Source organism: Curtobacterium luteum, from assembly GCF_001475545.1.
Lineage (GTDB): Bacteria > Actinomycetota > Actinomycetes > Actinomycetales > Microbacteriaceae > Curtobacterium > Curtobacterium luteum_A.
Genome location: NZ_LDQC01000042.1, coordinates 41,607 through 61,408 on the forward strand (window position 1 = coordinate 41,607; position 19,802 = coordinate 61,408).

The 19,802-nt window shown below is 67.6% G+C and carries 17 protein-coding genes and 3 pseudogenes; 10 read left to right on the forward strand and 10 right to left on the reverse strand.

The window, feature by feature from the left end; all coding sequences use genetic code 11:
- Positions 1 to 30 precede the first annotated feature (30 nt).
- The 3 genes from NS184_RS07965 to NS184_RS07975 form a co-directional block, all read right to left on the reverse strand.
- Positions 31 to 840: an SDR family oxidoreductase gene (locus NS184_RS07965; RefSeq protein WP_058725586.1), complete on the reverse strand. Its 810-nt coding sequence runs from the start codon at positions 838 to 840 to the stop codon at positions 31 to 33.
- A gap of 81 nt (positions 841 to 921) precedes the next feature.
- Positions 922 to 1,671 (reverse strand): SDR family NAD(P)-dependent oxidoreductase, encoded by a 750-nt coding sequence (locus NS184_RS07970; RefSeq protein WP_058725587.1) that lies wholly within the window; start codon positions 1,669 to 1,671, stop codon positions 922 to 924.
- Positions 1,671 to 2,636, reverse strand: coding sequence for an SDR family NAD(P)-dependent oxidoreductase (locus NS184_RS07975; RefSeq protein WP_206556268.1), 966 nt, complete (start codon positions 2,634 to 2,636; stop codon positions 1,671 to 1,673). The genes NS184_RS07970 and NS184_RS07975 overlap by 1 nt, the downstream gene beginning before the upstream one ends.
- Positions 2,637 to 2,684: 48 nt before the next feature.
- On the opposite strand from NS184_RS07975, the gene NS184_RS07980 reads away from it, so the two are divergent.
- The 3 genes from NS184_RS07980 to NS184_RS07985 all read left to right on the forward strand — a co-directional run bounded on the left by NS184_RS07980 (position 2,685) and on the right by NS184_RS07985 (position 5,216).
- Positions 2,685 to 3,266, forward strand: a complete 582-nt coding sequence (locus NS184_RS07980; protein ID WP_242862996.1) for a TetR/AcrR family transcriptional regulator — start codon at positions 2,685 to 2,687, stop codon at positions 3,264 to 3,266.
- A gap of 240 nt (positions 3,267 to 3,506) precedes the next feature.
- The gene (locus tag NS184_RS17370; protein ID WP_275935020.1) at positions 3,507 to 3,656 is read left to right on the forward strand and encodes a helix-turn-helix domain-containing protein; all 150 of its coding nucleotides are present in this window, start codon (positions 3,507 to 3,509) and stop codon (positions 3,654 to 3,656) included.
- Between the two features lie 243 nt (positions 3,657 to 3,899).
- Entirely contained in the window at positions 3,900 to 5,216 is a 1,317-nt protein-coding gene (locus NS184_RS07985; protein ID WP_083513542.1) for an MFS transporter, read from the forward strand.
- 119 nt (positions 5,217 to 5,335) lie between these two features.
- Here the strand turns inward: NS184_RS07985 and NS184_RS07990 are convergent, their stop codons facing one another.
- On the reverse strand, positions 5,336 to 6,349 hold the full coding sequence (locus NS184_RS07990) for a LacI family DNA-binding transcriptional regulator (RefSeq protein ID WP_058725591.1): 1,014 nt from the start codon (positions 6,347 to 6,349) through the stop codon (positions 5,336 to 5,338).
- Between the two features lie 76 nt (positions 6,350 to 6,425).
- Between NS184_RS07990 and NS184_RS07995 the strand changes: the two genes are divergently transcribed.
- From NS184_RS07995 to gtfA, 4 genes are all read left to right on the forward strand, one after another.
- Positions 6,426 to 7,244, forward strand: coding sequence for an alpha/beta hydrolase (locus NS184_RS07995; protein ID WP_058725592.1), 819 nt, complete (start codon positions 6,426 to 6,428; stop codon positions 7,242 to 7,244).
- Entirely contained in the window at positions 7,237 to 8,718 is a 1,482-nt protein-coding gene (locus NS184_RS17785; protein WP_152998122.1) for a stalk domain-containing protein, read from the forward strand. The genes NS184_RS07995 and NS184_RS17785 overlap by 8 nt, the downstream gene beginning before the upstream one ends.
- Positions 8,719 to 8,786: 68 nt before the next feature.
- Positions 8,787 to 9,944 (forward strand): MFS transporter, encoded by a 1,158-nt coding sequence (locus NS184_RS08005; protein WP_193750424.1) that lies wholly within the window; start codon positions 8,787 to 8,789, stop codon positions 9,942 to 9,944.
- Positions 9,941 to 11,425 carry a sucrose phosphorylase gene (gene gtfA, locus NS184_RS08010; RefSeq protein WP_058725595.1) on the forward strand — a complete coding sequence of 495 codons (1,485 nt, stop codon included), beginning with the start codon at positions 9,941 to 9,943 and terminating at the stop codon, positions 11,423 to 11,425. The genes NS184_RS08005 and gtfA overlap by 4 nt, the downstream gene beginning before the upstream one ends.
- A gap of 108 nt (positions 11,426 to 11,533) precedes the next feature.
- Here the strand turns inward: gtfA and NS184_RS17375 are convergent.
- The 6 genes and pseudogenes from NS184_RS17375 to NS184_RS08040 form a co-directional block, all read right to left on the reverse strand.
- Positions 11,534 to 11,820: pseudogene (locus tag NS184_RS17375) on the reverse strand (integrase core domain-containing protein); the annotation flags it as partial.
- Between the two features lie 8 nt (positions 11,821 to 11,828).
- Positions 11,829 to 13,228, reverse strand: a pseudogene (locus NS184_RS08015) (IS30 family transposase).
- 46 nt (positions 13,229 to 13,274) lie between these two features.
- A pseudogene (locus NS184_RS18690) lies at positions 13,275 to 14,136 on the reverse strand (IS3 family transposase); the annotation flags it as partial.
- Between the two features lie 633 nt (positions 14,137 to 14,769).
- A complete protein-coding gene (locus NS184_RS08030) occupies positions 14,770 to 15,195 on the reverse strand; it encodes a PRC-barrel domain-containing protein (protein WP_058725598.1) in 426 nt (141 codons plus the stop codon).
- 181 nt (positions 15,196 to 15,376) lie between these two features.
- Complete coding sequence (locus NS184_RS08035; RefSeq protein ID WP_058725599.1) at positions 15,377 to 16,006, reverse strand: DUF1345 domain-containing protein; 630 nt, start codon at positions 16,004 to 16,006, stop codon at positions 15,377 to 15,379.
- Positions 16,007 to 16,026: 20 nt separating this feature from the next.
- Entirely contained in the window at positions 16,027 to 16,698 is a 672-nt protein-coding gene (locus NS184_RS08040; RefSeq protein WP_058725600.1) for a helix-turn-helix transcriptional regulator, read from the reverse strand.
- Positions 16,699 to 16,897: 199 nt separating this feature from the next.
- On the opposite strand from NS184_RS08040, the gene NS184_RS08045 reads away from it, so the two are divergent.
- Genes NS184_RS08045 through NS184_RS08055 form a run of 3 tightly spaced genes read left to right on the forward strand, consistent with a single transcriptional unit; the run spans position 16,898 to position 19,685 of the window.
- The gene (locus tag NS184_RS08045) at positions 16,898 to 18,049 is read left to right on the forward strand and encodes a glutathione-independent formaldehyde dehydrogenase (RefSeq protein WP_058725601.1); all 1,152 of its coding nucleotides are present in this window, start codon (positions 16,898 to 16,900) and stop codon (positions 18,047 to 18,049) included.
- A 2-nt stretch (positions 18,050 to 18,051) separates the two neighbouring features.
- On the forward strand, positions 18,052 to 18,519 hold the full coding sequence (locus tag NS184_RS18300) for a hypothetical protein (protein ID WP_058725602.1): 468 nt from the start codon (positions 18,052 to 18,054) through the stop codon (positions 18,517 to 18,519).
- A 35-nt stretch (positions 18,520 to 18,554) separates the two neighbouring features.
- The gene (locus NS184_RS08055; RefSeq protein WP_242862994.1) at positions 18,555 to 19,685 is read left to right on the forward strand and encodes a zinc-dependent alcohol dehydrogenase; all 1,131 of its coding nucleotides are present in this window, start codon (positions 18,555 to 18,557) and stop codon (positions 19,683 to 19,685) included.
- The last annotated feature ends 117 nt before the right edge of the window (positions 19,686 to 19,802 follow it).

Here is a 19,802-nt window from a genome sequence, read left to right on the forward strand (position 1 = left end):
TATGCAGCGCGGTCGCAGGAGCGTTGCCGGTCAGGCGAATATGTCGCCGGTACGCAGCGATGCGTCGGCTCCGCCGTCGACGAAGATGACTTGTCCTGTGACATGGGTGTTTGCAGGGCTGGTCAGCCAGGTGAGTAGTTCAGCTGGTGCTGCTGGTTCTGATGGGCCGTGGAGCGGCATCGGCACCATCTGCAGGAGGGCGTCGCGCTGTTCGGGGTTATCGAGCATCGGCTGAGTCATCGGACTGATCACGATGCCGGGGCCGACCGCGTTGAGGGGGACACCTGCTTCGGCCCACTCGGGACTGATGGCTGCCCGTCGCACCCACCGTGAGATGGCTCGTTTCGATGAGGCGTACAGCGTCTGGCCTCCATCGCGGGCAACAGCCGTCTCGGCGGCACTGACTGCTGCTGCTTCGTCTCCCTGCAGGCACGCTTCGACGACGTCGTCATCGGTGGTTTGCAGTGTGGAGAACGACGACACGATCGCTGCGCGTGGAGCGTCGGAGTGCACCAGCAGTGGTCGGAGGCGTTCGAGCGTGGCGACAGCGCCGAAGTAGTTCACCGTGATCGTGACCGGTGCGGGAGCTGCGACGCCAGCGACCGCGATGACCGCGTCGATGCGGCCGCCGCTGGCTTGGTCGACCGCGCCGGCGAGGGTGTCCCGGCCGTCGGCTGTGCTGAGGTCGGCAATGATGTCCGCGTTTCGGATGTCGATGCCGATGACGCGGTGCCCGCGCGCGCGGAGGAGAGCGGCGGTGGCTGCGCCGATGCCTGAGGCTGCACCGGTGACGACGTAGGTACGGGCAGTGTGCTGAGGTTCGGAGGGTGTGGCAGTCATGATGCTTCTTCCTGGCTGCGCCCCGTGTCCTGTTGCGGGGCGCAGCCGTCGGAGCGGGTGTGGTGTCGGGTGATGAAGCGGTCAGCTCTTCTGCATGAAGCCGCCGTCGACGCTGTGGGTGATGCCGGTGACGAATCCTGCTTCGTCGGAGAGCAGCCATGCGACGGTGGCAGCGACTTCTCGTGGGGATCCCATGCGACCCATGGGCATCTGCTCCGCGTACATGGCTCGGGTTCCCTCGTCGAGGGCTGCCACTGCGGGGGTGTCGATCAGACCGGGGGCGACAGCGTTGACGCGGATGCTGTCCCGCGCGTACTCGAGTGCGGCTTGCCCGGTGAGGGAGATGACGCCTGCCTTCGCTACGGCGTAGGCGGGCTGACCGATCGTGGCGCGGAGGCCGGCGGCGGATGCCATGTTCACGATCGAGCCGCCGCCGTGTTCAAGGAAGTAGCTGATCTCGGCTTTCATCGACAACCACATGCCCTTGAGGTCGATGTTGTGGATGCGGTCCCACCATGCCTCGTCGAGATCGTGGATGCGTGCAGGCGGGTGGCCGATCCCAGCGATGTTCGCGGCGTAGTGCAGCGCGCCGAACGTGTTCACGGCGTGGGCGACGAGGGCGACTGTGTCCTCGGCACGTGATACGTCGGTGCGGATGAACGACGCGGTGCCACCGGCTGCGGTGATCTCCTCGACCACTCGGGCGCCGGCGGTGTCGACAACATCACCGATGACGACTTTGGCGCCGCGTTCGGCGAGCAGCTTCGCGGTTGCTTCTCCGATGCCGGATGCGCCGCCGGTGACGGCGACGACCTTGTCCTTGAAAGTCATCAGCGGACCAACGCAAACTCTTCGTTCATGGACCCGGGGATTGCGTACCCGTCCAGATCTCGTATTCGGTCGATGTGCGCAGCGACGTCGTCAGGTGTGGCGACCGGTTCGTCGGCGGTGACGTGCCAGCCCGGCGTGACACCCATGAAGACACGTGCGTACCGGCCGCGTGCGATCGAGTAGAGCTCGTGCGAGCGGGTGTTCGATTCGCTGGCCAGGTATGCGACCAAGGCGCTGATCATTTCGGGTTCGGCGTGCGCCGGGGTGGTCGGCATGCCGACGAACTGGTCCGCGTTCATGTCCGCTCCCATCCGGCTGACCGCCGCGGGGAGGATCGTGTTCGCGAGGATGCCGTGCGGTGCCCCTTCGAGCGCGACCACGTTCGCGAGACCGAACACTCCACCCTTTGCGGCTGCGTAGTTGGCCTGTTGGATCGACCCGAACAGCCCAGCCGCCGAGGAGGTGAACACGATGCGTCCGTAGCCGTTCTCGCGCATGTTCGCGAAGGCAGGCTGAGTGACGTAGAACGCTCCGTTGACGTGCACAGCCAGCAGGGCATCGATCGCTGCCGGAGTCAGGTCGGTGAAGGCGGCGTTGCGGATGTTGCCGGCGTTGTTGACGAGGATGTCGATCTTGCCGAACGCGTCGAGAGCGGTCTGGACGATTGCCTGACCGCCCTCGGGCGTGGCGACGGAGTCGTAGTTCGACACCGCCTCGCCGCCGGCAGCGCGGATCTCGTCGGCGACCTGATCGGCCATCGCGGTCCCGCCGTTCTCACCGCTGATGTCACCGCCGAGGTCGTTGATCACCACCTTTGCTCCGCGGCTCGCGAGCTCGAGGGCATGCGCCCGACCCAGCCCTCCGCCAGCTCCTGTCACGACCGCCACGCGGCCAGTGAACGACACTGCAGACATGTTCTCTCCTTTGAGACTCGGTCGCTCCGAGCACATGGCATAGTCTGCCACTTAGCGGACGAGTGTCAGTGGCGATCGCGGGATACTTGGAGCGTGGACATGCAAGAGGCCGACAACGAGATCCGGCAGATCGCTCCCCTTCGGGTACGCCGCCGGACGGCGACGCAGGCCGAGATCGCGGAGGCAGCGGCGTCGCTGTTCGAGCGGTACGGGTTTGAGAACGTCACCGTTGAGCAGATCGCGACGGCAGCGGGGATCTCGATGCGCACGTTCTATCGACACTGCTCGGGCAAGGATGAAGCGCTCTCCGTGGGTTTGAGCGCGGGTCCGGAGGAACTGGCGGCGGCAATCGGAAAGCATCAGGACCTGCCGCTCCTGGAAGCGGTGGTGGCAGGGTTCGTGGAGGTGTCGGACAGCCCGGTCCGTCGCAGCGAACTGCGGCTGATCCTCGGAACACCAGCGCTTCGTGCGTCGTGGTTGGCAGCTGGCCGCGCCGCTCAGGAAGATCTGGTTGGCATTGTGCGGCAGTACTTCCCAGCCATCACCGTGTTCGAAGCCCAAGCCCGGGCAGCTGCAATCATCAGCATCCTCACCGTGGTGCTTGAGGCATGGACCGCCGCAGAAGACGATGACCTCCCGCTCCGAGCTCAGCAGGCCCTCCGCGTGCTCACTGACTGGTAGGTCTGTCCGCAAGGACCCGCACCACCGGTACCTGTGAGCCGGCCCACTCTGCCGAGGAGGGTCTGTCTTGGTCTGACACAGAAACGACCGTTTGTGGCACGCATGGGAGACCTGAGCCGACGAGAGCTCCTCGAGCGGCGAGTCGTGTAGCGATACTCGGTGCCGGTATCTATGCGTCGTTAACGGCCGGGTGCAGCGAGTTCCGCTACGTTCTCGACTATGGGTGACCTCCTCCGGTAGGTGCGGACTGCGCGACGGCTCTACGAACAGCAAGACATGACCGTCGCCCAGATCGGCGACGTCCTCGGCGTCAGCCGCACGACCGTCTACCGGGCTCTCCGACGCGAAAGTGAACCTGCTGCCGGACGGCGCCGCAAGTCGTCCGGTTGACGATCGGCTATCGGACGCGGTTAGTTGCACTCGCCGATGGAGTATCGGAGTCAATCGATCTGCGTCACAACGGGTTTCGCAGCGCTCCTGGTTCGTCGGTACGTGTCCGCGAGAGTGTCCGACGTCACTGCGGAATCTATCGGACGTGTGTAGCTCCCCACTTCCGCTTCCTCGAGTCGGTGCTGAATTTCAGCAGTGTTAGCTTCCTCGAGTCGCACACCCAACCGACGAAGGAGTCGAACGATGACCGCACCAGTTCGCGGCGACCAAGTCGCAGCAGCGCCAGATGTAACCTTGCCCGCCGACGGCCTGCTGCGGGAACCGAAGGGCTTCGCCCTTCGCTACTTCTTCGGCTCCTACGGCATTTTCCTCGCCCTGTTCGCTCCGGGGCTTGGGGGCCTCTCGGTTCGGGTGCAGGCGCTGGTCGGACTCGATCAGGCTCCAACAGTCCTCGGGCTGGTCCTTGGGAGTGGAGCTTTCTTTGCTCTGATCACGCAGCCGCTCGTCGGACGGTTGTCCGACCGGACGACCGCCCGGACCGGGATGCGCAAACCCTGGATCATCGCCGGCGCAGTCGGCACCTTCCTAGGCATCCTCGTGATCACCGTCGCGCCGAACATCACGATGCTGATCGTCGGTTGGGCGATGGCTCAGCTATTCGCGAACTTCGCTCAGGCCGCACTTACGGCGACCGTCGCCGACCAGGTGCCGGAGGCTCGCCGTGGACGTGTGTCCGGCATCATCGGCACGACCGCGCCCCTCGGCATCCTCACCGGCGCGCTCGGCCTCACCCTGCTTCCGAACGACATTCTTCGTATGGGTATCCCGGCGGCCATCGGCCTGATCGCCTGCCTCATGTTCGCTTTTCTGCTGAAGGACCGCGTGCTCACCACCAAACCCGACCGGTTCGACTTCCGTGAGTTCTTCGCATCGTTCGTGTTCAACCCCGCGAAGCACCGCAACCTCGGGTGGGCGTGGCTGAGCAAGCTGATGATCATGTTCGGGTACGCCTCGACGGTCACCTATCTCATCTTGTTCCTCGCGACGTCGTTCGGCATCACCGACATCGGCAAGCAGCTGCAGTTCAACCTCCTTGCAACAGTCGTTCTGGTGTCCGCGAACGTCGTGTTCGCCATCCTTGGCGGCTGGTGGAGCGACAAGATCCAGAACCGCCGCCTTTTCGTGGCGGTGGGCGCGGTGATGATCGCCATCGGTGTCCTGATGTTCCCGGTGGCACCGGCGCTCGGGACAACGTGGGGCCTGGGACTCATCCTCGTCGCCGAAGCGTTCATCGGCGCCGGCGCCGGCTTCTTCCTCTCCGTCGACATGGCGCTCAGCATCGCGGTACTGCCGAACGCGGAGGAGGTCGGGAAGGACCTTGGCGTTCTGAACATCGCCAACACCCTGCCGCAGACGCTGTCCCCGCTGATCGCCGGTGTCGTGATCATCCCCCTCGGCGACACACTGTTCGGCGCCGGGTACTCCCTGTGGTTCATCGTCGCAGCCGCTGTGGCGCTGGTCGGCGCGGCGATGGTGTACCGCATCAAGGGCGTCCGGTGACGGACGGTTCGTGACCGTCTTCTAGCGCGACGCTCGACCCCGGCACGGGAAGGTCCGTGCCGGGGTCGACGTTTCTTCACGGAGCAAGCTGAGCAGGCGGATTGAGCACGGACACGGCTCTAGGGCACTGCCGGTGACGAGTCGCGGATGACCATCTCTGCCTGGAACACCCGCCGTGCGTCCCACGATGCGCGAGGCTGCCGGACAGCTCGGTCGAGGGTCGCGGCGCACTCTTCACCCATCGCGTGCATCGGGACGGTCGCCGTGGTCACCGAAGGACGCAGCAGCCCGCTGATCGCACCGTTGCCGTAGGAGATCACCTCCGTCGACGCGGGCACATCGGTCCCGACGGAATCGAGGGCGGCCATCACCGCGGGCAGCACCGTGTCCGTGAGGACGAAGACGCCCCGACGCCCGGACGCGGCGACCAACCGATCCGTGTCAAGGGTCTGGTCGTCACCGACGATGATGCGTTCCAGCAACGTGTCGGGTCGGAACGCGCCGCCGGCTGCTACAAGCGCACCCGAGAAGCCTGCGAGTCGCAGCGAGGTCGCACTCGTGACGAGCTTCGGGCCGGCGACAACGAACCGGTCGATGCCTCTCGCAAGAAAGTGCGTAGCCGCCATGTGTCCGACGCCGAGCTCGTCGACCATCACCGAGGGGGCGTTGCGTGCGGTCCGGTTGTAGAGCACGACCGGGATCTGGACGTCACCGCCCTCGACGAACGCGACATCGTCGTCATCAAGACCGACGAGCACGGCGCCGCCGAGCACTTCCGGGGACATCCATCGGAGTTTGTCACGGAGATGCCCACGCTCGAAGACCACGAGCGCACACGTCACCGCGATCTGCCGCTCCTCGAGGTACGCCGACACCCCGTCGAGGAACGTTCGAGCCGGGAGGACGTCCACGTCGCTCGGGACAAACACGCTCCACAGTGCGGTTCTGTTGCGGTGCCGTCGGCCGCCGGAAGCCTGGTAGCCGAGGTGCTCAGCCGCAGCGCGGACTCTTGCGATCGTGTCAGCAGCGATCCGGAACTCCGGACCGCGATCGCCGAGGACGACGGACGCCGTCGTCGAGGACACCCGGGCGCGTGCTGCCACGTCGCGCAAGGTGACGGTCTTGTTCGGCACGATAGATCCTCTCAAAGCTGAACTTCAGCAATGTTAGCTTGGCGGAGTACCGCACACCACGAGCAGGAAGTCATTCATGGCACTGACGACGTTGTCCTTCATGAGCAGCTTCCTGCGATCGAACCAGACCATCAGCGTGATCCTCCCGGATCTCCCGCTCGGCACCGACGCGCGTGAGTTCTACAGCTCCGGCAAGCGCTACCGCGTTCTGTGGCTGCTGCACGGCACGTTCGGGGACCACACCGACTGGGTCCGCCGGACAAACATCGAGACGTACGCCACCGAGACGCAGACGGTGGTCGTCATGCCGAGCGCACTGAACTCGAACTACTCGAACTGGCCGGACTTCTCCCTCGGCTACGACGCGAATCGCTACCTCGTCGACGAGCTGCTCCCACTGGTCCACGGCTGGTTCCCCGTCTCCGCAGCTCGCGAGGACAATGCCATCGCGGGCCTGTCGATGGGCGGTCGAGGAACGATGAAGTTCGTCGCCAACAACCCCGAACTCTTCGGTCGCGCCGCGGTGTTCTCCGCTGCTCCTCGCGAGCTCGACGCGCTGGATGAGCACGAGGTCAGGGCCAGTACCGACCCGTTCGTGCAGCGTCTGGCGGGCATGGCCGACAACGTTGGGGGATGGCAGGCGTTCATCGACGGGGACGAGAACGTGTGGCGGATCTTCGATGAGCGCCGGGACGAGCTCCCGCCGATCCTGTTCAGCACCGGCGGAGCGGACGAACTCATCCGCGCCGACCTCGCCCGGTACCGTGAGCACGCAGCAGCGACCGGGTTGCCAATGCGCTTCGAGGAGATCCCCGGCCTCGGACACGAGTGGCGGTTCTGGGACGAAGCCATCCGGCGCGCCATGCCGTTCCTGTCCGGACAGACCGATGACTGACCCCACCACACCCATCGACCCGCACGGGCGTGGTTCGGTGATCCGGCCTGGGAAACCTGACGACGATAACCGAGACTTCCTGCCGTCGCATCTGCGCGGGACGGACATCGTCGTCAACGAGAACGGCAACAACTCCCAGCCCTACCCCGCCGGACTCGTCAACCTGACGGACCTGCTCCACACTGACGCCGGGGTCACCGGCGTCGCATTCATCCCCCGCAGTGCACAGGCCGGTCCGGAGCTGCCGCTGGTCATCTCCCTTCACGGTGGCATGATGGCCGGCTGGGGGCAAGCGGTGTACTCATCGTGGACGCTCGTCGCCGAACGTGAGGGATTCGCCGTCGCCTTCCCCGATGCGTCGGCGGGCGGCATCTGGGCCCTGTCCGACCTGCCGCCCGGCCTCGGCGGGGAAGTGCCGGGCGCCGAAGACTTCGTCCCTGCGACGAGCGACGAGAACCCTGACGAAGCGAAGATCATCCGACTCATCGACGCGATCGCGGGCGTGGTCCCCATCGACCGATCGCGGATCTACATGCACGGCATGTCGATGGGGCACGGCATGGCCGACCAGTTCGCCCGACGCCACGGTCACCTCCTCGCCGGCGCCGCGGGCTCGGCGGGTGCGACCTCGCCCCGGACCCTCGACGAGGAGCCACCGCGAACCGCTGTACCGACATGGTCCACCCAGGTCGAGTTCGACGACGTCCCGACCTTCTTCGGAACCGACCGACTGACCGCACTCGCGGCGAACCGGGCAGCCTGGATCACGGTGAACGCGGTCCAGTCGTCCGTCCCAGTGGTGACCACGAACGGCTCCGACACGGTCCTGCGCTGGCGCGGTGCACGCGCCGACGTCGTCCTCCGGGACGTCGCCGGGCGCGACCACGGGCAGCCCTTCGACGACGCCGAGCAGGTGTGGGCTTTCTTCACCGGCCTCCGACGGGGTCCTGACGGAATCGAGTCGACCGGACCGGACGTCCCGGGCGACGCCCTGAACCTGATCGTCGCCGACGGGAGCAGGCGTGCGGTCCTCGACCAGCAGCCGGTCGAGATGCGTGTCGCTCCGGCACGTCACCAGAGCTGGAAGTACCACGGGCTCGGCGGGGATCGGGTCCTCCGCGCCGACGTCGTGATGCTGCCCACGGAGTTCCTCGCCGAACACTTCGGTACTCGGCGACGGGTGGAGGAAGCGGGCGCTTCGGCGTCCTTCACCCTGCCAGACGGCCGCGAGGTGCGGTTCGCTCGCGGGTCGGTCGCCTGCCTCGTCGACGGTCACGTCGTCGCGATGCCGGTCGAGTGCATAGAGCGCGACGGGGATCTCCTCGTGCCGGCGGCCTGGTTCCTCCGCACCACGTGCGGATGGTGGACGAGCGAGCGGGACGGTGTCCTCTACGCCACGGACCACTGGTGCGAACTCTCCATCGTCGCCGCGGCCGCCCTGCGCGCCGCGCTCCAGACGGCGGTGACTCCGTGACCGCGGCGCAACCCGTCCTCCGTGACAAGGAGCAGCGTCCGCGACGGTCAATCTGGTCACAACGGTTCGTGCTGATCACCCTCATCGGTCTGATCGCGAACCTCGCCCAGTACATGTCGATCGCGCTCGTCCCCGTCGCATCCGCGAAGCTCGGCGGCGACGCGTTCATGGTCGGGGTCGTGACCGGCGCGTTCGCGATCACAGCGCTCGGGTCCCGGTTCTTCGTCGGGGTGGTCACCGGCCGCTTCCCGAAGCGCGCTCTCCTGTTCGCGACGCTGCTGCTCATCGCCGTCGCGTTCGCGTTGTACGCCGCCGCGCCGAACCTCGGGGTGCTCCTCGCAGGCCGCCTGGTGCACGGCATCGGGATGGGGTTCCTCGCACCGTTGACGCTCGCACTCGCGGCCGATGCGCTGCCCGAGGACCGTATGGCGAGCGGCATCGGTTGGTTCTCGATGAGTCAGGCGTTCTCCATGGCCGCGGGACCGGCGATCGGCTTGGCGCTGCTCGGGACGACGTCGATTCGCATCCCTTTCCTGATCTGCTTGGCCACGACGGCGGCGGCAGCGGTCATGGCCTGGGGGCTCCCACGGCAACACGACTTCGCGCCGGCACGTGTCCGCCTCCGCGCCGAATCGTTCTTCGCACGCGAAGCACTCCGACCCGCCGTCATCGTGTTCTTCCTCGCAAGCGGCTTCGCGTCCGTCAACGCCTTCGTCGTCCTCTTCGGCCGCGAACACGACATTGCCTCGGTCGGCACCTACTTCACCGTGTACGCGGCGACGATGCTCGCCGCGCGGCCGATCACCGGTCGGCTCGCCGACCGGTACGGGGTACGAGCCGTCATGGTCCCCAGCATGGTGCTGTTCCTGATCTCGTTCGTCGTCCTGGCGCTCTCGCACGGTCTGCCCATGCTGCTCGCCGCTGCAGTGCTCGCCGGGCTCGGCTACGGCGTCTGCCAGCCGCTCGTACAGAGCCTCGCACTCGGTTCCGTTGCACCGGAGCGCCGAGCAGTCGCGGGCAGCACCAACTACTTCGGAGTCGACCTGGCGTACCTGATCACTCCCGTCGCAGCCGGTGCGCTACTGACGGCTGCGACCGGCTCGTTCGGATCGACGACCGCCGGGTACACCGCGATGTTCCTCGTCATGACCCTGCCGGTCGCCGTCGCGATCGTCCTCGCGCTCCGGACCAGACGCACGCCCCGACCTGAGGAGAATTCGCTGTGAAGCGCATCGACAACAAGCCCATGCTCATCACCTACGCCGACGGGCTCGGCGGTGACCTCCCTACGCTGCGCGCCGTGCTCGACGACGAACTCCACGGCGCCTTCGGCGGCGTCCACGTCCTGCCGTTCTACCGGTCATCCGGTGACCGCGGCTTCGCAGTCATCGACTACGACGACGTCGACCCGGCATTCGGGACCTGGGACGACATCGACGCCCTCGCCGACCGGTACTTCGTCATGGCCGACTTCATGGTCAACCACGTCTCGATTCGGTCGCAAGAGTTCCAGGATTACGTGGCCCGAGGCGACGCGTCCCCCTACCGGGACATGTTCATCCACTGGTCGGAGTTCTGGGAGCACGGGGAGCCCACCCAGGAGGAGATGGCGGCGCTGTACCGGCGAAAGGCCGGTGGACCGGTCAAGACGTTCACCCTCGCGGACGGCACCGCCGTGCAGCTGTGGAACACCTTCTTCGACGAGCAGGTCGACATTGACCCGCGGAACGCCGTGACCAGGGCGTACTACGACCGGAATCTCGGCCGACTCGCCGACCACGTGCCCCTGATCCGCTTCGACGCCTTCGCCTACGCGACGAAGAAAGCCGGCACATCGTCGTTCTTCGTCGAACCGGACGTGTGGGAAGTGCTCGACATCGCCATGGAGCCGCTCAAGGTGCGCGGGACCGAGATGCTGCCGGAGATTCACGAGCACTACAGCGTGCAGATGAAGATGGCCGACCGAGGGCACTGGGTGTACGACTTCGCCCTCCCGATGCTGATGCTGCACGCCGTGATGACCGGCCGCACCGACCGCCTGCACCACTGGATGACTATCTGTCCCCGGAAGCAGTTCACCACCCTCGACACCCACGACGGCATCGGTGTTGTCGATGTCGCCGACCTCCTCACTGAGGACGAGATCGAGCTCGTGTCCGACCGGGTGAACGCCGTGATCGCCGACAGTCGCCACCTCGTGCAGGGCGCACCGTCCGCGGTGCGACGCGACGGGCAGAAGGCGAAGCCGTACCAGCTGATGAGCTCGTACTTCTCCGCCCTCGGCGGAGACAGCCAGACCTACCTGCTCGCTCGCGTCGTGCAGCTCTTCGCACCGGGCATCCCGCAGGTCTGGTCCGTCGGCCTGCTGTTCGGCGCGAATGACGTCGAGGCCCTTGCCGCGTCAGGCGACCCGCGAGCCATCAACCGTCACGACTACTCCCGGGAGGAGATCGCCAAACGGATCACCGATCCCGACGTCGCGCAGTACCTTGAGGTTCTCCGCTACCGCAACTCGAGCGCCGCATTCGCGGGCGAAGTCGCCGTGGAACAGACCCCTGACGACCACACGCTCCACCTGTCCTGGACGGGCGCCGAGATCCGCTCCGATCTGCGCGCGGACTTCCGGTCCCAAACGTGGACCATCACCGAGACCGATGTGAACGGGACAACGCGCGAAATCATGCACGCGCCTGCGTCAGTGCTGTAGTGCTCGACATCCGAGCTGAGCACGCTGCGGGTTCCGGTTGCCGATTGGCTTACGGGCGCAGTCATTCACACAAGGGACTGCTGTCGATTCAGTTGACTCATTCGTTGAGGCCGCGAGTGCGACCTGTGGGTTGATGATCGTCTCGTACTCGATCGGGGTCAACTTCCCGAGACCGCGTTGACGGCGTCTCCGGTGGTACGTGCCCTCGATCCAGGTGATGATCGCCAGCCGGAGCTCTTCTCGGGTGGCCCAACGTCGCCGATTGAGGACGTTCTTCTGCAGCAGAGCGAAGAACGACTCCGTCGCCGCGTTGTCCGCGCAGCACCGACGCGGCCCATCGATCCGAGCAGGCCGGCGTCATCGAGCGGACGGACGAACTTCTTCGACCGGAACTGGAGCGGATTCAACCGGTCGTCGAAACACCGGCTTGTTGAATTGAGCGTAGGTGCTCGTCGAGCGCTTCGGCAGGGGTCTTCCAGCCGAGCGTTTTCCGGGGTCGGCTGCTGAGTGCGGCCGCGACGGCTTCGAGATCCGTAGCGTCCCAGCGAGCGAGGTCGGTGCCCTTCGGGAAGTACTGCCGGAGGAGCCCGTTCGTGTTCTCGTTGGTGCCGCGCTGCCAGGGGCTGTGCGGGTCGGCTAAGAACACCGGGAGGCCGGTCTCGATCGTGAACTGCGCGTGCTCGGACAGTTCCTTCCCGCGGTCCCAGGTCAGCGATCGGCGCAGCTGATCGGGCAGCGTCGTGATCGTGGACGCGAGGGCGTTCTTCATCGTGACGGCGCCGTAGCCGGCCAGCGCGGGCCCGTTCTTCGTCCGCGGGATCACTCCCCAGCCCTCCTCTCGGGGCAGGTGGATCAGCATCGTGAATCGCGTTGTCCGCTCGACCAGGGTGCCGATCGCGGAGCGCTGCAGTCCGATGATCAGGTCGCCCTCCCCGTGCCCGGGAACAGCCCGGTCCTCGGCCTCGGCGGGTCGTTCGCTGATCAGGGTCTGCTCGGTCACGTGCGCCCAGGCCTGCTGCCGGGTCCGGGCGCGCGGGACGCGGAGCGCCCGCCCGGAGCGCAGGCATTGGACGAGCTCGCGGGAGAGAGCTCCGCGACCCTGGACGAACAGGGCCTGGTAGATCGCCTCATGGCTGATCCGCATCGACTCATCATCCGGGAACTCGATCGGGAGACGAGCGGCGATCTGCTCCGGGCTCCAGCCGAGCACCCAGGCGCGGTCACCGCGATGCGGCTTGTTCCGCCCTTTCCGAGCCGGACCGGACGGGCCGACCACGACCCCGTCGGGACGCGCGATCCGGCCGGAGAGCCGGTCCTGGACCCACTGCTGGAGCCGCGGGTTCTCGACCAGCTTCGCGACCTTCGGCCGACGGGCTCGGCGTTCGGCATGCCACTGCGCAAGCGATGCCTTGTACTCGAGCCGATACGTCCTGGTCGAGGCGTTCCTGCGCAGCTCAGCGGAGATCGTCGAGGGCGCCCGCTTCAGCCTGCGGGCGATCTCGCGCGGACGCCGACGTCTTGGGCTCGCCAGAGCGCGATGTCCTCCCGTTCAGCGAAAGACAGGTAGCGGCCCGACACGGTCGCGGGCAGGCGAGGATTCACGCCGCCAGCGTGACGAAACCACCGGAACCCGACCGGTGATGACACACCTGCCGCGACGACCGCGTCCTCGGTCTTCGCGCCGGACGCGATCGCGGCCCAGAACCCGACCCGATCCTCCCGCCACGCGACTGTCGGGCGTCCCGGCGACGGGATCTGACCCCGATACGCCCGCGCCGCTGCATGCTTCTTCCCAATCCCCATCACGCACCTCCGAATCGAGATGGTCGGACGACCGGTTGAATCCGCCCTGGCTGCCTCGGTCCGAGTGAACGACGGTTCCTGCTGGGTCGCGTCGCTGCACCGCCATCTGCAGAGCGGCGACGACGAACGAGGACCGCATCCGATCGCTGATGAGTACCCCACCGTCCGGCGAGAACAGGCGTCCTTCACCGCGCGGAGGTATGGCTTGCCCTCACCGGTCGGATGCTCCGTGATGTCCGTCAAGCACAACCGGTCCAGATCCGGCGCCGTGAACGCCCGTCGGAGCCGGTCGTCGTGCACTGGTGGTCCCGCCTTGCGGTGCAGGCCGCGCTTCTTCGCATGCAGGGGCCAGAGCCGCTGCTGCGAGCACAACCGCCACACCCGCCGCTCGGACACTCGATGGCCGGCGGCATGCAGGTCGTCGGCGATGAACCGGTACCCGAACGTCGGGTCGTCACGGTGCGCATCGACCGCGGCGTCGGTCAGATGCGCGTCGTCCCAGTCCCGCTGAGAGACCGGATCGGCGCGCCACCGATAGAACGCCTGCTTCGAGAAACCCAGCACCCGGCAGGCCACCGCGACCGGGATCCGGTCGGCGGCGAGTTCAAGGACCAGCGGGTACCTCATTTTGGGAGGTGCGCTTGGGAGAGATACGCGGCGGCACGGCGAAGGACCTCGTTCTCCTGTTTGAGCAGTCGGTTCCGTTTCCGAAGCTCTCGCAGCTCGACGTTCTCGGTCGTCGTGGTCCCGGACTTGACCCCGTCGTCGATGTCGGCTCGACGCAGCCAGTGTGTCTCGGTCCCCTCGGAGATCCCGAAGTCCTTCGCGACCTGCGTCAACGGGATCTCACCCCGTCGCGCGACCGCGATCACGTCGCGTCGGAACTCCTCCGGATAGGGCTTTGCCATGATCGGCATCCTTCGAGCGAGGACCGCGTCCCCACAGAGCAGGAGTCAACCGAACCGACAGCAGTCCCGCGCACCGACCGACCCGCGAGCTGGCGGTCAGCTTCCGGTGCAGGTGTACTTGGTCGAGCCGGCCGAGATCCACTTCTTCAGGCCGACGTCGTACGTCGACATGTTGCCCGTGTAGGTCCAGCGGTACGCCGCCCCCCCCCCCCCCCGATGCCGGGAACTTCTTGCGGTCGTTGTTGTAGAACCAGACCATCATCGTCAGGACGCTGTACTTCGTCTGCACCGCGCTGCGGTTGCTGCAGGTCGGCATCAGATTGCTGCTGGCAGCCTGCGCCGGGGCCGGAGCGGCGGTGACTGCGGTCCCGACGAGGAGCGCTGCTCCGAGGGTCAGTGCCGGGCGCCGCTTGAGGAGCCCCGCCCTCTGGCGAGGTCCGCGCGTCTCGAACTGCTGGTTGCTGAGCGTTCGTTTATCATTGAGCATGTCTTGACTCTGCGTTCCAGACCCTTGGTATCAAGGGCGACTTCTGGCGCCGAGCGTCTCTGAGCCTCGATCGGAACCTGTCGTGCGTCCAGGCGATGCGGGAGTGGGACACCGCCGTGCAGCGGACGACCGGAGTCCCTCGCCGTTCACGCCGGCGGCGTCGTCCCCGCGCCCTCGGTGTCGTCGGATCCTGCCGGGCCTGTGCCGGCCTGGTCGAGGTTCTCGTCCGGGTCGCCCATGTCGCCGGTCGCCTTGCCGACCGGGGACAGCCCGAAGTGCTTCCGGACGGCGTTCGCCTCGGCGGGGGACAGGGTGTGACCGGGCCCGACGGAGGGCGCGTCCTTGATGGCGTCCTTCGTGTACCCGACGTGCAGGTCCGTGCCGTCGAATGTGGCGTCCTCGACCGGGACGAGCACGTGGTGCCTCCCGAGCAGGCCGGTCGACACGCTGACGTAGGCGGCGCTGCCGCCCTCGTCGGAGGGGAACACCCGTGTCACCTTGCCGACCGTCACGCCGTCCCGATCGCGGACCGTCGCGCTCTCGATCTGGTGGATGTCGTTCTTCGAGATCATGTGCGCAGTCAACGCCGTCCGCCTGACGCTTGGCGGCGACGTGAGGTGCGCGCGCTCCGCACGACCAGTGCCGACGCGAGCCCGAGACCGACGCAACGGGTCGGTCGGAGCGGAGCCGCGCCTCCAGGCCGGGTCGAAGGAACAGCAGCTGCGGCAGCAGCCGCCGCTGCGACGTTCCGCCTCACCCGCCCTGCGTGAGGCTCGTGATGAGGTTGATGGCGACCGCGACCACGAACGTCCCGAAGAAGTAGGACAGCAGCGCGTGACCCATCGCGACCCGACGCGACGGGGTGGACGACTTCGTGATGCTGCTCGCGCTGTACGACATCCCGATCGAGAAGGCCGTGAACGCGAAGTCGCTGTACGCCGGTTCCTCGTCCTGGTCGAAGTCGAACCGGTGTCGGTCGTCGATGTAGTACATGCGGGCGTACTTGAAGGCGAAGACCGTGTTGATCAGCGCCCATGCGGCCACGACCCCGACCACCGCGAGGATCGCCGCCGCCGACCCGACGGGGTCCTTCTGCTGGCTGCGCACGAGCCCGAAGACCACCAGGACGACGCTGAGCAGGGTGGCGGTGATGATGAGCGAGTCGACGAGCTTCCGCGACCGCTCCTCGTGCCGCGCGAGTGACCGCGTGGTGTCGGGGTCGGCGGGCCAGGCTCGTGACCATGCCCAGACCAGGAAGACCGCGGCGCCGGCCACCCAACCGAGCAACAGGGCCAGGTCGGGCAGGCCGAGGACCACTGCGGCCGTCGCGACGACGAGGCCGACGACGAGAGCGACCCCGGCTTGTACCGAGAGGTGGGACATCGGGTTTCCTTCCTGCGCCGTCACAGGAGCCCGGCGGCGGTGAGCGGGATGTACAGCCCGGCGCGTTCGGCCCGGACGGCTGCGAGCGTCCGCGACGTGGCGTTCAACTTGGCCAGGATGTGCTCGATGTGTGCAGCGACGGTCCGAGGGGTGACCGCGAGTGCGCGAGCGATCTCGGTGTTGGAGCAGCCCTCGACGAGGTGACCGAGCACCTCCAGTTCGCGCGGCGTCAGGCCGCGCAGGCCGGTGGCGGGCGAGAGCACGACGACACCGAATGCCACGGTGTCCATGCCGCGCTCGCACGCGGTCACGGTGACCCGGACGAAGTCGTCCTGCGCGGTGGCACGCGTCCGCGGCCAGAGGAACGACGTGTGGTTCGCGCCGTCACTGATGACGTCCCTCGCGGCGGCGACGAGCGCTGATCCGGGCCGCAGGAACGCGTCGTCGGACAGCCCCGGGAGGCGGACGACCCCCTGTTCGAGCAGCAGCACCACACCGGCCCACGCTCCGTCGACGAGTGCTGCTGCGGCCCCGAGGGTCCGGACCGGGTCGATGCCTGTGGCGAGCTCCGGCACGGACTGCGCGAGCGAGCGGCGGACGGGAACTGGAGGTGGGCCGGTGGTCTCGAACAGGGCGCGCGCGGCTGCCTCGGCGATCTGCGGTGCTGCGGGTGGAGGCACGGTCTCGGTCACCTTCGACGATCGGCGGCGGGCACCGGAGCGTTCCCGCCACTCGAGAGGTACCACCGCGCCGGTCCCCGGGAGCGCCGTTGTCAGGAATGCGCGTGGGCAGTCCTGCCAATGGCGGCTGCTCGCCCGGCGTCGTGACATGGAGGGGACGCGTGGCCGACCGGCTTCGCGCAGACCAGGCGGACACCAGAGGGAAGACACCATGAGAGCAGTCGTGTACGAGGGGCCGCAGCAGGTATCCGTGCAGGACGTCCCGGATGCGCGGATCGAGCGGCCCACCGACGTCCTGGTCCGGATCACGACGACGAACATCTGCGGATCCGACCTCCACATGTACGAGGGGCGCACGAGCTTCGAGACCGGACGGTGGTTCGGGCACGAGAACATGGGCGAGGTGATCGAGGTCGGCGCCGGTGTCGACAAGGTGCAGGTCGGCGACCACGTCGTCCTGCCGTTCAACGTCGCGTGTGGGCACTGCAAGAACTGTGAGCGGGGGCTGACGAACTACTGCCTCACCGCCCAGCCGGTGCCCGAATGGGCGGGCGCGGCCTACGGGTTCGCCGACATGGGGCCGTGGGCCGGCGGCCAGGCCGAGCTGCTGCGGGTCCCGTGGGGCGACTTCAACTGTCTCCGCCTCGGCGAGGACGCCGAGGAGAAGTCCGCCGACTACGTGATGCTGGCCGACATCTTCCCGACCGGGTACCACGCGACCGAGCTGGCCGAGATGAAGCCGGGCGACCAGACCGTCATCTACGGGGCCGGACCCGTCGGCCTGATGGCTGCCCTGTCGGCCACCATCAAGGGCGCGAGCAAGGTCATGGTCGTGGACCGGCACCCGGACCGGCTCCGGCTCGCGGAGTCCATCGGGGCGATCGCCATCGACGACTCGGAGGTCGACCCGGTCCAGGCGGTGCTCGAGCAGACGATGGGGCTCGGCGCGGACAACGGGTGTGAGTGCGTCGGCTACCAGGCGCACGAGCCCAGCGGGGACGAGCAGCCGAACCTCACGCTCAACCGTCTCGTGCAGTCGGTGCGGTTCACCGGGCGGATCGGCACCGTCGGCGTGTACGTGCCACAGGACCCAGTCGCCGCGGACGAGCTCGCGAAGCAGGGCCGGATCGCGTTCGACATGGGACTGCACTGGTTCAAGGGGCAGACCATGGGCACCGGGCAGGCGCCGGTCAAGAAGTACAACCGCCAGCTCCGCGACCTCATCGCGGCGGGCAAGGCGACACCGTCCTTCATCGTCAGCCACGAGCTGCCGCTCGACCAGGCGCCCGACGCGTACGAGCACTTCGACAACCGGGACGACGGCTGGACGAAGGTCGTCCTCAAGCCCGGGAAGGCGGCCTGACCATGGACGGGAAGGCAGCAGCCGCGGTCGGGATCGGGGTCGCCGGCGTCGCCGCGGGCCTCGTCGCCCGCTCGCTGGTGAAGGAACGCCGCTACTCGGACGGCGACGCTCCCCACCCGCAGGGATGGAAGGCCGTCACCGTGCTCGGTGACGCCGACGACTTCCGGAGCGGCGGCCGGTACCCGGAGCCGTTGGAGCGGGTGGCGGGATCGCTCGAGATCCGTCTCGAACCGGCACCCGGCGACAAGGGCTTCGAGGTCCACGCCCGGGTCCGCGAAGGCGCCGACGTCCCGGGCGACGACGATCCGGGGAAGACGCTGCGCACAGCGTTGCGCGACGCGAAGCAGGTGTTCGAGACCGGGGAGGTCCTGCAGGCGACGCCGAGGCCGCACGGCGAACGACCCACCACGCTGCTCGGCGGCGCGGTCGACGCGGCAGAGGACGATGCGAGGGGCGAGGGTGTGCTGTGAGGGCGCTGTGCTGGACCGGAGTGAACGAACTGTCGGTGGAGACCGTCGACGATCCGGGGATCCTCAACTCCCAGGACATCATCGTCAAGGTGATCCTGAGCACCTCGTGCGGGTCCGACCTGCACCTGCTCGGCGGGTACGTCCCGACGATGCGGGCCGGGGACGTGCTCGGGCACGAGTTCATCGGGGAGGTCGTCGAGGTCGGGTCCGCCGTCACGAAGCACCGGGTCGGTGACCGCGTGGTCGTCTGCTCGTTCATCAGTTGCGGGAAGTGCTGGTACTGCAAGAACGGGCTCACCTCGCTCTGTGACAACGGCAACCCCAACGCCGGGATCCCCGAGATGCTGTGGGGCCAGGCGCCCGGCGGCTGCTACGGCTACTCCCACGCGCTCGGCGGCTGGGCCGGCAGCCACGCGGAGTACATCCGCGTCCCCTACGCGGACCAGGATGCCTTCCACGTCCCGGAGGGGGTCAGCGACGAGCGGGCGCTCTTCGCGTCCGACGCCGCCCCGACGGGCTGGATGGGAGCGGACCTCGGTGGTGTGGAACCCGGCGACACCGTCGCGGTGTGGGGTGCCGGCGGCGTCGGGCAGATGGCCGCTCGCGGCGCCCTGCTCCTCGGTGCCGAGCGCGTCATCGTGATCGACCGGTTCCAGGAGCGGCTGACCCAGGTCGAGCAGGTCATCGGTGCGGAGACGATGAACTACGAGACGAGCGAGGTGACGGCGGAGCTCCGCGAGCGCACCGGGGGTCGCGGCCCGGACGTGTGCATCGAGGCCGTCGGGATGGAGGCACACCGCGACGGTCCGGACTTCGCCTACGACCAGCTGAAGCAGCAGCTCCGGCTCCAGACCGACCGGCCGACGGCCGTCCGGGAGGCAGTCTTCGCCGCGCGCAAGGGCGGCAGCCTCTTCGTGCTGGGGGTGTTCGGCGGGTTCGTCGACAAGTTCCCGCTCGGGGCGGTGATGAACAAGGGCCTCACCATCCGCTCCGCGCAGCAGCACGGGCACCGGTACATCCCGATGCTCCTCGAGCGGATGGCGCGGGACGAGATCGTCACCGAGCACCTCGCGACGCACGTCATGCCGCTCGAGGAGGGGCCCGCGGGCTACGCGATGTTCAAGGAGAAGACCGACGGGTGCGTCCGGGCGGTCTTCCGCCCCTGACCAGTCGTCGTCGCGCTGGCAGCGGAGACGGACGGGAGGCACGGTCTGACCATGACCGCGCCTCCCGTCCGTCGTGCTGGTCGCGTCCAGGGCACCTTCCGCGACCGGCCGTGTGGC